Source organism: Rhizobium rhizoryzae (assembly GCF_011046895.1).
GTDB classification, from domain to species: domain Bacteria; phylum Pseudomonadota; class Alphaproteobacteria; order Rhizobiales; family Rhizobiaceae; genus Neorhizobium; species Neorhizobium rhizoryzae.
Window position 1 is genome coordinate 2,183,205 of record NZ_CP049250.1, and the last position, 13,097, is coordinate 2,196,301.

The 13,097-nt window shown below is 58.7% G+C and carries 11 protein-coding genes; 6 read left to right on the plus strand and 5 right to left on the minus strand.

The window, feature by feature from the left end; genetic code table 11:
- Positions 1 to 10: 10 nt before the first annotated feature.
- The 4 genes from G6N80_RS16440 to G6N80_RS16455 form a co-directional block, all read right to left on the minus strand.
- Entirely contained in the window at positions 11 to 793 is a 783-nt protein-coding gene (locus tag G6N80_RS16440; protein ID WP_062554105.1) for an ABC transporter permease, read from the minus strand.
- On the minus strand, positions 790 to 1,680 hold the full coding sequence (locus G6N80_RS16445; RefSeq protein ID WP_062554106.1) for an ABC transporter permease: 891 nt from the start codon (positions 1,678 to 1,680) through the stop codon (positions 790 to 792). The genes G6N80_RS16440 and G6N80_RS16445 overlap by 4 nt, the downstream gene beginning before the upstream one ends.
- A gap of 115 nt (positions 1,681 to 1,795) precedes the next feature.
- A complete protein-coding gene (locus G6N80_RS16450) occupies positions 1,796 to 2,899 on the minus strand; it encodes an ABC transporter substrate-binding protein (protein ID WP_210300710.1) in 1,104 nt (367 codons plus the stop codon).
- A gap of 139 nt (positions 2,900 to 3,038) precedes the next feature.
- Positions 3,039 to 3,926: a MurR/RpiR family transcriptional regulator gene (locus tag G6N80_RS16455; protein WP_062554108.1), complete on the minus strand. Its 888-nt coding sequence runs from the start codon at positions 3,924 to 3,926 to the stop codon at positions 3,039 to 3,041.
- 173 nt (positions 3,927 to 4,099) lie between these two features.
- Between G6N80_RS16455 and G6N80_RS16460 the strand changes: the two genes are divergently transcribed.
- From G6N80_RS16460 to G6N80_RS16485, 6 genes are all read left to right on the plus strand, one after another.
- Complete coding sequence (locus tag G6N80_RS16460; protein WP_165135369.1) at positions 4,100 to 4,873, plus strand: N-formylglutamate amidohydrolase; 774 nt, start codon at positions 4,100 to 4,102, stop codon at positions 4,871 to 4,873.
- Between the two features lie 102 nt (positions 4,874 to 4,975).
- Positions 4,976 to 6,550 (plus strand): amino acid permease, encoded by a 1,575-nt coding sequence (locus G6N80_RS16465; protein WP_165135372.1) that lies wholly within the window; start codon positions 4,976 to 4,978, stop codon positions 6,548 to 6,550.
- Between the two features lie 72 nt (positions 6,551 to 6,622).
- Entirely contained in the window at positions 6,623 to 7,993 is a 1,371-nt protein-coding gene (locus G6N80_RS16470; RefSeq protein WP_165135375.1) for a glutamine synthetase family protein, read from the plus strand.
- Positions 7,994 to 8,085: 92 nt separating this feature from the next.
- Positions 8,086 to 9,465 (plus strand): aldehyde dehydrogenase family protein, encoded by a 1,380-nt coding sequence (locus G6N80_RS16475; protein ID WP_165135378.1) that lies wholly within the window; start codon positions 8,086 to 8,088, stop codon positions 9,463 to 9,465.
- Positions 9,466 to 9,471: 6 nt separating this feature from the next.
- Positions 9,472 to 10,617 (plus strand): iron-containing alcohol dehydrogenase, encoded by a 1,146-nt coding sequence (locus G6N80_RS16480; RefSeq protein ID WP_062554113.1) that lies wholly within the window; start codon positions 9,472 to 9,474, stop codon positions 10,615 to 10,617.
- A 218-nt stretch (positions 10,618 to 10,835) separates the two neighbouring features.
- Entirely contained in the window at positions 10,836 to 11,552 is a 717-nt protein-coding gene (locus tag G6N80_RS16485) for a ParA family protein (protein ID WP_165135381.1), read from the plus strand.
- A gap of 66 nt (positions 11,553 to 11,618) precedes the next feature.
- Here G6N80_RS16485 and G6N80_RS16490 read toward each other — a convergent pair whose 3' ends face one another.
- Entirely contained in the window at positions 11,619 to 13,028 is a 1,410-nt protein-coding gene (locus G6N80_RS16490; protein WP_425503892.1) for a L,D-transpeptidase family protein, read from the minus strand.
- Positions 13,029 to 13,097: the final 69 nt, after the last annotated feature.

The following is a 13,097-nucleotide window of genomic DNA, read 5'->3' on the forward strand; positions in this document are numbered from 1 at the left end:
CTAGAATTCCTCAGACCGGGCGCTGCGTGGATTTTTGCAGGCGGGAGACCAACTGGATCAAGCCAAGGCAGCCCCAGGTGATGACGAAGGCGATGACGGCGAGTGCTGCGGGCTCATAGGCCCGGTTTGCGCCGAGCAACTGCATGTATGGACCGAAGGCCGGACGGTTCAGAAGCGCAGCCATTGTAAATTCACCGATGACGATGGCAAAGGTCAGGAAGGCGCCGGAAAGCACCGCGACCAGCACGTTCGGCAGGATGATGCGGCCGATGATGGTAATCCAGCCGGCACCCAGGCTCTGGGCTGCTTCCGTCAAGGTCGTTACATCGATGGTGCGCAGACCGGTGTCGACGGCTCTATACATGTAGGGAAGCGCAAGGGTGGTGTAGCCACAGACCAGAAGCAGATCCGTGCCGAAGGCGCTGCCTGTCAGCGGCAGCCAGCTCGACGTGTTGTACAGCCGGATATAGCCGAAAACGATGACAATGGCCGGGATGACCAGCGGCAGGAGGGTGACGAACTCGATATACGGACGCAGGAAGGGCAGTTTCAGGCGAACCCAATAGGCTGTCGGCACGACCAGCAATACACCGACCAGAATGGTGAAGAGCGCGAGCGTGACCGAGTAGGTGAAGGTCTCCCGGAAACGGTCGTCGCCGAACACCTTCATATAGGCATCGAACGAGTATTCGCCGCGCCGCATCTTCAGCGAGAAATTCGTCATGCCGATGAGCGGCAGGATGAAATAAAGAAGGCCGACGATCAGTGCGGCCCAGGCCCAGAGACGCTTCATTTCATCCACCTTTCGCTGCGTGCACGCAACACGATGTAGACCGTATTGGCAACGCCGGTGACGACGATCATACCGAAAGCAAGAGCATAGCCCAGATGAGGGTCGCCCAGAACGTCACCGCGGATCTGCGCGAACAAGAGGATCGGCACGATGCTGAGCGACGAGCCCGTCAGCGCGATGGCTGTCGCGACGGCGCCGAAGGCATTGGCAAAGAGAAGCGCAAAGGTGCCCAGAATGGCGGGTGTCAGGATAGGCAGGGCAACCATGCGCCAGTACTGCGCATTCGTGGCGCCCAGAATGGAGGCTGCTTCCCGCCATTCCTTTTTCAGGCCATCGAGCGCTGGCGTGATGATGAGGATCATCAAAGGAATCTGGAAAAAGAGATAAGTGAGCGTCAGACCCCAGAAGGAGAGGAGATTGAAGCCGAGCGCACGCAGATTTATGCCGAACTGCTGCTGCAGAAAGACGGTGATGATGCCGAGAGGGCCCAATGTGGCGAGAAAGGCGAATGCCAGGGGGACGCCTGCGAAGTTCGACGCGACGCCCGAAAACGTCAGCAGCGGGCCGCGGATCCAGCGTGGAAGTCCTCCGAGCACAACGGCAGCAGCGACGAAAAACCCGATGAGGCAGCCGAAGAAGGCCGAGGCGACGCTGATGCGTATCGAGATGCCGTAGGCGGCCATGATGGAGGGTGTGAACAGGTTGGCAATATTGTCGAGGCTGATGCTGCCGTCCGGTCGCTGGAAGGCTCCGACCACGATCTTCAGTGTTGGCAGTACCATGAACAGCACGACGAAGGCGGCAAAGGGCAGCACGCCAAGCCAATGCAGGGGCAATCGAAGCCGCTTCACCGGGGCCTTGGCCGCCGGTTGTAACTGTGTGGTCATTCCCCTCGTTCCCGCTCGTTGTGTTTCAACGTTATTGGTTCTGGTGGATGTCAGTCCGATAGTTTTGCGGTGCTGCCCCGATCATTGCAACCGGGGCAGCTGCACTTGAAGCCTGTTACTTCACGTTTGCGCCAACGACCTTGTCCCAGCCAGCGGTGACTGCGGCCTTGTTGTCGTCAACTTCCTTGAGGGTCGGGAAGTAAGCCTTTTCGTAGGCAGCTGCCGGAGGCAGCTTGTCAAGCAGATCCTTCGGAATCTTGTTTGCCTTCGCCATGGCGTTGAAGCGGATCGGGTGGCAGTAGCCCTTCAACCAGCCGATCTGGCCTTCGTCGGAGTACAGGTGTTCCATCCACAGCTTTGCAGCGTTCGGATGCGGAGCGTAGGCGGAGATGCCCTGCACGTAGACACCGGCGAGAACGCCCTTTTCCGGAACGATGACGTCAACCGGCGGGTTGCCGGCAAGTGTCGCCTTGGCGGAAAGCGCGTTGTAGTCCCACATGACGACGATCGGCGTTGCACCCTGCGCAAGGGTTCCCGACTTGCCGATGACCGGGACGAAGTTGCCAGCCTTGTTCATCTCGGCGAAGTACTTCAGACCTGCTTCGCCAGCTTCCTTGCCAGCCTTGGCACCGGTTGCCATGCCCGCTGCAAGCACTGCCAGGATTGCCTGGTTGGAAGCACGTGGGTCACCCGCCAGAGCCACCTGGCCAGCATAGTCCTTCTTCAGAAGGTCAGACCAGTCCTTCGGGGAATTCTTGACCAGATCCTTGTTCACCAGCATCGCCATGACGCCGTAATAGTCGCCGTACCAGTAACCGTCAGCGTCCTTTACGTTGTCCGGGATCTCGTTCCAGGTCGATACCTTGTAGGGCTGCAGAAGGCCTTCAGCCTTCATCTGCGGGCCGAAGGCCAGGCCAACGTCGACAACGTCAGGGGCCTGCGGGCCCTTGTTGTCCTTGTTTGCCTTGATGGCTTCAACTTCATCGGCCGAACCGGCATCCGGGTTCAGTTCGTTGACCTTGATTTCCGGATACTTCTTCTTGAAGGCAGCGATAACTTCGCCATAGCCGCACCAGTCATGGGGCAGGGCGATGGTGGTCAGCATGCCTTCCTTCTTGGCGGCGGCGATCAGCTCTGCGCTTGGTTCTGCGAGTGCCAGGCTGCTTGATGCAACCATGATTGCCGTGGTCAGTGACAGCAGTCTTTTGGTCTTGGTCATCACGATGTCCTCCGTTGTCTGGTTCGTGTGGGCGCAACTCGTAGTGCCACTTCATGAATGGCATGTGACACTTTCAAAATGTAGTCTGCCGCGGAAATGCTTGTTGTTATTCGGCAGCTTTCCCCTTGTTTTTCTTGTACTAACGCTCCCTGCTAGGGGCAGTCCGCCGAAACAGCCGACTGCGTTCAAAAAGCGTTTCGAGAGAGTTCATACGCTCTCTCGTCTTTTCCCACGTCGCACTCTGAACGGCTTCGATCAGAGCCTCGACAGTGAAGAGTGTCACCACGGACGAATCCCAGGCCGATGGGGCCTCGATGCGCACTTTGAAAACATGTTGCGCATGACGAGCCACTGGCGATGCCCAGACGTCTGTGAAGAGGATAATAACCACACCATTGGCCGCAGCCGTTTCTGCAAGCGTCGCCAACTCCTGCTCATAGCGACGTATGTCGAAAATAACGATGACGTCACCTTCGCTCATGTTGAGCAGATATTGCGGCCAGGAACTGCGATTGGTGGAGATGAGGGTGGCGCGAGGCCGGATGACCTGCATGTGCGTGAAGAAGTATTCGGCCAGCGCGCCGGTAATGCGCCCGCCGACGAAATAGACCGATCGCTTGTCGTCCCTCAACAGGGCGGCTGCGGCATCGAAAGTCGCGACATCCATGGTCGACAAGGTTTCGCGCAGATTGTCGGTGATGGCCTCCGCAAAGCGGTTCAGGATATGTGCCGTCGGAGCACCGGATGCCCAGCGATCATGCTTGGTGATCGGGTTTGAAATGGTGGCTTCAAGTTCGACGTGCAGGTGCGCCTGAAATTCCGGATAGCCCTTGTAGCCCAGTTTCTGCACCATGCGCGCGACTGTGGGCGTCGAGACACCGGCATTGTCGGCAGTCGCAGTAATGCTGCCCAGCCCGGAAACGGGATAGTTCTCCAGCAGGCTGTCTGCGAGCCGTTTTTCAGCCGGGGTTAACCCGTCATAGCGCTGACGGATTACCTCCAGCACGGTGTGCGATGGAGATGTCACTGGTCTTCAATTCCCCTTCCGGTCTTATGCCGGTTTAGCGCCAGTTAACATTTGTGACAGCCCAAGAGTCAATCCGGCGACTGAAAAGAAATTTTCAAAAAATCGTTGACGATGACAAGATGATGAAGAATTCTCTTCGCCACACCCTCAAGGCATGATGCTGGATAAAAGCAATGTTGGCGCAAACGGACTTCCTGACTGAACGCGACGGGCAACCGGTCGCCGTGGAAAATGCCGATGGGCGTAGCGCCGTTGTGCTGGTTTGCGAGCATGCTTCCTTGCGCCTGCCGGAGGCCGTTGGCACGTTGGGGCTTTCGGACGATGCGCTGTCATCGCACATCGCATGGGATCCGGGTGCATTGGCAGTCTCCCGGCTGATGTCCAAAAGTCTGGATGCCACGCTGATTTACCAGCGCTTTTCCCGGCTCGTCTATGATTGCAATCGTCCTCCGGAATCGCCTGCCGCCATGCGCGATGTCAGCGAGGTCTTTCGTATCCCTGGCAACGAGAACCTGAGCGAGCAGGAGAAGGTGGCCCGGACGCAGGCCCTCTATTTTCCTTTCCAGAACCGCATCCGCGATGAGCTCGAGGCGCGCGCGAGCCGTGGCCAACCTGCTGTTCTGGTGACCGTGCATTCGTTCACACCTGTCTATTTCGGCAAGCCGCGCGAGGTTGAGATCGGGATCCTGCACGATACCGATAGCCGTCTGGCTGACCGCATGCTTGCCGCTGCTGCCGATACATCGCTCTACCGCGTGGAGCGCAATGAGCCTTATGGTCCGGCGGACGGTGTGACCCATACGCTGGAGCTTCATGCCCTACCGAACGGGCTTCTGAACGTGATGATCGAAGTGCGTAACGATTTGATAGAAGACGAAGTCGGCCAAGGGGTCGTGGCTGATTTTCTGATCGGCCTGTTGCGGGAAAGCCTGCAGCAGCCGGAATAAAAAGAAGACCCGGGGAGACAGTTGTTGGCGTGCCCGCAACCAGAAGGGAGCGGGAGAGAATTCGAGGCCGTTCAGGCGGCCATTCGATAACAGGGGAACGTCATGTCAAATTACACGGAGAATGACAAGAAAGAGGACGTGCAGATCCTGCACTCCATGGGCTATGCGCAGGAACTAGAACGGCGCATGAGCTCCTTTTCCAATTTTGCGATTTCCTTTTCCATTATCTGCATTCTTTCCGGCGGCATCAATTCGCTGGGGCAGGCGACAGCGGGCGCCGGCGGCGCCTCCATCGGTATAGGCTGGCCCTTGGGTTGCCTGATCTCTGGCATCTTTGCGCTCGGTCTTGCCCAGATCAGCTCTGCCTATCCTACCGCAGGCGGCCTCTATCATTGGGGCTCCATTCTGGGTAACCGGTTCACCGGCTGGCTCTCGGCCTGGCTCAACCTGCTCGGTCTTGTCACCGTTCTCGGCGCGATCAACGTCGGCACTTTCTATTTCTTCTTCGGGGCCTTCGGCTCCACATTCGGCATTGAAGACACGCTGACGCACCGCGTGCTGTTTGTGGCCGTCATCACCGCGCTTCAGGCCCTGATCAACCATTTCGGTATCGGTCTCACCGCAAAGCTGACGGATTTCTCCGGCTACCTGATCCTGGCAACCGCAGTGGTTTTGACCGTTGTTTGCCTTGCCAGCGCACCATCCTACGACTTTGCGCGCCTCTTCACATTCGGCAATTATACCGGCCAGCCGACGATGGCAGCCGATGGCACCATGACGGGCGCTGCCGTCTGGCCAACGGCGGTGTCTGGTGGCATGGCATTTCTGCTGGGCCTTCTGCTGCCGATCTACACGATCACAGGTTATGACGCGTCGGCCCACACATCTGAGGAAACCGTGAAGGCTGCCGTGTCCGTGCCGAAGGGCATGGTGTCATCCGTCATCTGGTCTACCGTCTTCGGCTACATCATGCTCTGCGCCTTCGTGCTGATGCTGCCGAACATGGATGACGCCGCCAAACAGGGCTGGAATGTCTTCTTCTGGGCCATGGATGCCCAGGTGAATGGCACGGTGAAGACTATCCTTTACGTCCTGATCTTCCTCGCACAGCTTCTTTGCGGGCTGGCGACGGTAACCTCCGTTTCACGCATGATCTATGCCTTTTCGCGTGACAAGGGACTTCCGGCCTCATCCGCTCTCGCGAAGGTCAGCAGCAAGTACCGAACACCGGTTGCTGCGATCTGGACAGGTGCAGTCCTGGCGGTTCTGTTCGTCTGGTTCACGTCTGCCATCACCATTGCCGGGACGCCTGCCTATTCCATCGTCGTCTCCTGCACGGTCATCTTCATATTCCTGTCCTTCGTCCTACCCATCGCACTGGGATTTGCCGCTATCGGCACGTCAAAATGGCCGGTGATGGGCCCCTGGAACATGGGGGTAGGCGCGTACAAGCTCGTGGCCATTCTCGCGGTGGTTTCGATGGCCATCATTTTCTATATCGGGGTGCAGCCGCCAAATGACTGGGCGCTTGAAATCACGCTCGGCTTCCTGGTTCTGACCGCCATCGTCTGGTTCGGCTTCGAGAACCGCCGCTTCCAAGGCCCGCCGATCGGCGATGCCATTGCCAAGCGCAAGGAGCAGATCGCTGCTGCGGAGGCGGCCGTCGGCGAGGCGTGAAACGGTTTTGAACAATCATCGCCGCCGCACGGGAGGTGCGGCGGTTTTCCATTCGAGAACGGATAAAGAAAAATGAGCTCGACCTATACTTTCGACGACCTGAAGATTGATGTTGCCGCCGGACGGATCGACACCGTCGTCGCTGCGCAGGTGGACATGCAGGGCCGCCTGATGGGCAAGCGCTTCCAGGCAGAATATTTCGTCGAAAGCGCCTGGAAGGAAACGCACAGCTGCAACTATCTGCTGGCGACCGACATGGAGATGGAAACCGTTTCCGGCTACAAATCCACCAGTTGGGAAAAAGGCTATGGCGATTACACCATGAAGCCCGATCTTGCGACGCTGCGGAAGATTCCGTGGCTGGAAGGCACCGCGCTGGTGCTGTGCGATGTGCTGGACCATCATACTCACGAAGAAGTGCCGCACTCGCCGCGCGCCATCCTGAAAAAGCAGGTCAAGCGGCTGGAAGACATGGGTTTCACGGCCTTCATGGCGACCGAGCTGGAATTCTTCCTGTTCGACCAAAGCTTCGAATCGGCCCGCGAGAGCGGCTATCGCAACCTGAAGCTCGCCAGCGGCTACAACGAGGATTACCACATCTTCCAGACGACCAAGGAAGAAGAGGTCATGCGCGCCATTCGCACCGGTCTGCAGGGGGCGGGGGTGCCGGTCGAGAACTCCAAGGGAGAGGCGTCCGCCGGTCAGGAAGAAATCAATGTGCGCTATGCCGAGGCGCTGACCATGGCGGATCGTCACGTCATCATCAAGAACGGCGTCAAGGAGATTGCCTGGACCAAGGGCAAGGCTGCAACCTTCCTCGCCAAGTGGAACTATTCGGCGGCCGGTTCTTCCTCGCACATTCACCAGTCGCTCTGGAGCGCCGACGGCAAGACGCCCTTGTTCTACGACAAGGACGCCGAACATGGCATTTCGCGGCTGATGAAGAACTATATCGCTGGTCTGCTGGCCCACGCGTCAGAGATCACCTATTTCCTCGCGCCCTACATCAATTCCTACAAGCGGTTCGTGGCTGGAACGTTCGCGCCGACCAAGATCGTGTGGAGCAAGGATAACCGGACGGCAGGCTTTCGGCTTTGCGGTGAAGATACCAAGGGCATCCGCATTGAATGCCGGGTTGGTGGCTCGGATCTGAACCCCTATCTCGCCATGGCAGCTTTGCTCGCGGCAGGTATTGAGGGTATCAAGAACGGTATGGAGCTTGAGCCTGCCTTCGTCGGAGATGCCTATGGCGGCAAGGGCGTGCGGGAAATTCCGCGCACATTGCGCCATGCCACCGAGCTGTTGCGCAATTCTGCCATGTTGCGGGAGGCATTCGGTGACGACGTCATCGACCATTATGTGCGCGCAGCCGAATGGGAGCAGGAAGAATATGACCGCCGCATCACGGATTGGGAAGTGGCGCGCGGTTTCGAACGGGCGTAAGGCCCACGGTCTGTCTGGCCGTATAAACAGCTAGGTCATCATGGCAGCGGCGGTGCCGCTGTCATTCTTTGAAGGGTAACAGGAAAACGATCATGACAATGATCCAATGTATCTCGCCGGTAGATGGTTCGGTCTATGCCGAACGTCCTGCCAGTTCTCTGGAAGCTGCCGGCGAAGCGGTCGCCCGCTCGCGCCGGGCGCAGAAGGACTGGGCCAAGCGCCCGCTGGAGGATCGCGTTCAACTGGTGATGAAGGGCGTCGCGCGCCTGAACGAGATGGTGGACGAGGTCGTGCCGGAACTGGCATGGCAGATGGGTCGCCCCATTCGCTATGGCGGCGAGTTCAAGGGTTTCAACGAGCGCTCGAACTATGTCGCAAGCGTGGCCGCAGAGGCGCTGGCGCCGATCGAGATCGAGAGGAGCGCCGCCTTTACGCGCCGCATAGAGCGCGAGCCGCATGGCGTTGTCTTCGTCATCGCGCCGTGGAACTACCCCTACATGACGGCAATCAACACGGTCGCTCCGGCGCTGATGGCTGGCAATACGGTCATCATCAAGCATGCGGCTCAGACACTGCTGGTTGGTGAGCGCATGGTGCGCGCCTTCGTGGAAGCAGGCGTGCCGGCTGACGTGTTTCAGAACCTGTTCCTCGACCACGCAACAAGCGAAAAGCTGATTGCCGCCGGTTCGTTCAACTTCATCAATTTCACCGGCTCTGTCGCAGGTGGCCGTGCTGTGGAGAAAGCCGCTGCCGGAACCTTTACCGGCATGGGGCTGGAGCTGGGCGGAAAGGATCCGGGCTATGTCATGGAAGACGCGGATCTGGACGCTGCCGTCGATACATTGATGGATGGCGCGACCTTCAATTCCGGCCAGTGCTGCTGCGGCATCGAGCGCATCTACGTGCATGAGAGCCTCTACGACGCCTTTGTCGAGAAGTCCGTGGCCTGGGTTTCCAACTACAAGCTGGGAAATCCGCTGGACAAGGAAACCTCGCTCGGGCCAATGGCCAATGTGCGCTTTGCCAAAACCGTACGCCAGCAGGTGGCGGATGCGGTTGCCAAGGGTGCCAAGGCGCTGGTCGATCCGAAGCTGTTCCCGCAGGATGATGGCGGTGCCTATCTGATGCCGCAGATCCTGGTGAATGTGGACCACTCCATGGAATTCATGCGCGAGGAAACATTCGGTCCCGCCGTTGGCATCATGAAGGTGAAGAGCGATGCCGAGGCGCTCGACCTGATGAATGATTGCAAATACGGGCTCACCGTTTCGCTCTGGACCAAGGATGAGGAACGCGCTTCCCGCATCGGCACCGAACTCGAAACCGGCACGGTCTTCATGAACCGTTGCGATTATCTCGATCCGGCACTGGTCTGGACGGGCGTGAAGGAAACCGGACGGGGCGGCTCGCTCTCCGTTCTCGGTTTCCACAACCTGACCCGTCCGAAGTCCTATCACCTCAAGAAAGCCTGAGACGCCATGAACATCACCGCAAACTGGAGCTATCCGACCGCCGTCAAGCTTGGCCGTGGCCGCATCAAGGAACTGGCGGACGCCTGCAAATCGCTGGGCATGAAGAAGCCGCTGCTGATCACCGACCGTGGTCTTGCCAATATGGCGATCACCCAAGGGGCGCTGGACGTGCTGGAAGAGGCGGGCCTTGGCCGCGCCATCTTCGCGGACGTCGATCCCAATCCGAATGAGAAGAACCTTGAGGCGGGCATCAAGGCTTTCCGCGCTGGCGGGCATGATGGTGTCGTTGCTTTCGGCGGCGGCTCCGGCCTCGATCTCGGAAAATGCGTGGCCTTCATGGTTGGGCAGGATCGCCCGGTGTGGGACTTCGAGGATATTGGTGATTGGTGGACACGCGCCAAGGTGGAAGGCATTGCGCCTATCGTTGCGGTTCCGACGACTGCGGGTACCGGTTCGGAAGTGGGCCGCGCTTCGGTCATCACCAACTCGGTCACGCACGTCAAGAAGATCATCTTCCACCCGAAGTTCCTTCCGGGTGTCGTGATCAGCGATCCTGAACTGACGGTCGGCATGCCGAAGGCAATTACGGCTGGAACCGGCATGGATGCTTTTGCCCATTGCCTGGAAGCCTATTGCTCACCCTTCTTCCATCCCATGAGCCAGGGTATTGCGCTGGAGGGCATGCGGCTGGTGAAGGAGTTTCTGCCGCGCGCTTTCCACGAAGGCACGGATATTGAAGCCCGCACCAACATGATGGCGGCGGCCGCTATGGGTGCCGTTGCGTTCCAGAAGGGTTTGGGTGCCATCCACGCGCTATCCCACCCGATCGGTGCCGTTTACAATACGCATCACGGCATGACGAATGCTGTCGTGATGCCGCCCGTGCTGAAGTTCAACCGTTCGAAGATCGAGGAGAAGATCGAGCGTGCCGCGGCTTACCTCGGGATCGCGGGCGGATTTGACGGCTTCTACGATTACGTTCTGAAGCTGCGCAGCGAACTTCACGTGCCGGAAAACCTGACGGCCATGGGAATTCAGCCGGACCGAATCGATGAGCTCGCCGCCATGGCCATTGAGGACCCGTCCTGCGGCGGCAATCCGGTAACGCTGACTTTGGAAAATACCAAGCAGCTTTTCCGCGACTGCTTCTGAGATTTGACGATTATCAAACCTGTGGAGGTCCGGCCTATCGTCGGGCCTCTTTTTGCGCGTATTCTCCGGCGTGCCCAATCCTAAGTTCTGTTAGGTAAATTTAACGGATTGTGAATTTACACATCGTTAACCCTGTTTAGAGAAACTTTGCATCAAGAGCACATGTTCCGGTGCTCGTTTGAGCGATGCGGCTCGATTACAGACGAGGATGCCGATTTATGCCCGTGATTTCTTTCGCGAATGCCAAGGGTGGGGCAGGCAAAACCACCGCAGCACTGCTACTGGCCACCGAACTCGCTCATCAGGGCTATCGTGTAACGTTGATCGATGCGGATCCTCAGCGTTGGATCAGCCAGTGGCATGAGTTGTCAGGCGCTGTCCGAAACATCTCCATCATTACGGAAGTATCTGTTGCGTCTCTGCAGTGTCATCTGCGCGAGATGGCGGGACAGACGGATTACTTCGTTATCGATCTTGCCGGCGCGCGCGACGCTTTGGTGACGACTGCGCTCGGTCTCTCTGATCACGTTTTCATTCCTGTCCAGGGTTCTGCCATGGATGCCAAGGGCGCGGCACAGATCCTCGACCTCCTGGCGCTGATGAAGGAAAAGGCAGGCCATGCCGTCGCCCATTCCGTGGTGCTGACCCGCGTCACGCCCATGGTCACGACGCGCTCGCTTCTCGCGATCAAGGGCCTGCTGGCTCAGCGCGGTGTGAACGTGCTGAATACGCCGATTGGCGAACGCACGGCCTTCCGCGAATTGTTCGAAGTAGGCGGCACGCTCTATTCGCTGGATGCGGCCAAGGTTTCAAACCTCGACAAGGCCCGCGACAATATTCGCGCTCTGGCCGATGAGGTGAAGCGCCTGATGCCCATGCGCATCGTTCGCTCCGGCGTGGGGCGTGTGCTGAACTTCAATCGTTCAGCCGCTTGAATGAGACAATGGCCGAAAAGATGAGGGGCGCCGCGGCGCCCCTTTGCATGTCCGCAGGTAAGCAGATCAATCCACGAACTCCACCACGGTTCCCTGCTTGACCATTTTGGCCAGTTCGGTTGCGTCCCAGTTGGTCAGGCGGATACAGCCGTGGCTGTTGGTCTTACCGATCTTGGAGGGTTCCGGCGTTCCGTGAATGCCGTAGGTGGGCTTGGAAAGTGCAATCCACACCGTGCCGACGGGCCCGTTCGGACCCGGCGGGATCTGCAGGATCTTGTCGTTATTGCCCTGCTTGAAGTTGATCTTCGGGTTGTAGGTATAGCCCGGATTCAGCGCAATGCGCTCTACCGTGTGGGTGCCACTCGGGGAAGGCGTGTCGGACGAACCGATGGTTGCAGGATAGGCTGCGATCAGGCGGCCGTCCGCACCATAGGCGAAGACCTGCTTCTTGGCCTTGTTGGCAACGACACGCACCACTTCGCCGGTTTTCGGCTGACCCGAATTGATGACCTTGATGATCGAGCCGGGCACGGAAAAATCGACACCCGGGTTCAGCGACTTCAGGTATTCCTCATCCATGTGAAAGCGTTCCGCGAGCGCCTCTGTCACGGATGTAAAGGACATGGCTGGAAGCTGCGCCTTGTGGGCATAATCATCCGGGATGGACGCAACATAAGGGCCCGCCGCATCGGCTGCGGTAATCGTGTAGTCCACGATTGGGAGCCCGCCCTCATAGGTCAGGCGCTGCATGATGTCTTCGGAATTGTTCGGATCGAGCGTCTCGCCGGTCATTTCCTGCCAGGCGGCGACAGCCTTGTTGACGTTGTCGCCCAGATGACCGTCTATAACGCCGGGAGAAATGCCCTGCCGGTCAAGGAACACCTGAAGGGCAGCAATCTCCGCCTGCGGCTTCTTGGTCACGGCGATGATGGGCTTGTTGCTCGACGGGGCAATGTTAGGCTGCGGAAGCGCGCGCTGCGGCTCTATGCTGGCGTCTTCCTGGCCATCGTCCATGATCGCGCCATCGGCATCCAGCGGCAGGCGATCAATGGATGCATCACGCGGAATGGAACCTGTCACCTCTCCGGGCTCACCCGGTCGGTACTGGCGGTAATCCTGATAGCCGCCACCGCGCGCACTCTGGCCGTAACGATCATTGTAGCGCGGAGCGTAGGGGTCCTGCCGGCCATAGCCGCCGGCGGATGGACCATAGCGATTGCCGCCGTAGGTATCGTTGCGCATTTCGGTGGCAACGAGATTGCCCCAGTGATCAAGATAGACACGGCGACCCATATTGTCTCGGCTGATCACGACATCGCGGCTATCTGGCGTGTAATCCAGAATGGCGCCATCGGGAGCGACCAGCACGACGTTGGAGGGCGAACGCACGTAGCGTGTTTGCGCAAGGGCAGGGGATGCCACCTGCACACTGACGAGGGCTGCAATGCCAAGGCTTGTCACAAATAAGCGCTTCACGATATCACCGTTAGAGAACACGAATGGAAACGGCGAATCCGCCGTCGCGTTCCACCCCACCTTACCGAC

Excerpts from the sequence above, each read along its gene's own strand:
- G6N80_RS16480 (WP_062554113.1), top strand. The coding sequence starts at position 9,472 with ATGAACATCACCGCAAACTGGAGCTATCCGACCGCCGTCAAGCTTGGC.
- G6N80_RS16475 (WP_165135378.1), top strand. The coding sequence starts at position 8,086 with ATGACAATGATCCAATGTATCTCGCCGGTAGATGGTTCGGTCTATGCC.
- G6N80_RS16445 (WP_062554106.1), bottom strand. The coding sequence starts at position 1,680 with ATGACCACACAGTTACAACCGGCGGCCAAGGCCCCGGTGAAGCGGCTT.
- G6N80_RS16460 (WP_165135369.1), top strand. The coding sequence starts at position 4,100 with ATGTTGGCGCAAACGGACTTCCTGACTGAACGCGACGGGCAACCGGTC.
- G6N80_RS16465 (WP_165135372.1), top strand. The coding sequence starts at position 4,976 with ATGTCAAATTACACGGAGAATGACAAGAAAGAGGACGTGCAGATCCTG.
- G6N80_RS16450 (WP_210300710.1), bottom strand. The coding sequence starts at position 2,899 with ATGACCAAGACCAAAAGACTGCTGTCACTGACCACGGCAATCATGGTT.
- G6N80_RS16440 (WP_062554105.1), bottom strand. The coding sequence starts at position 793 with ATGAAGCGTCTCTGGGCCTGGGCCGCACTGATCGTCGGCCTTCTTTAT.
- G6N80_RS16485 (WP_165135381.1), top strand. The coding sequence starts at position 10,836 with ATGCCCGTGATTTCTTTCGCGAATGCCAAGGGTGGGGCAGGCAAAACC.
- G6N80_RS16470 (WP_165135375.1), top strand. The coding sequence starts at position 6,623 with ATGAGCTCGACCTATACTTTCGACGACCTGAAGATTGATGTTGCCGCC.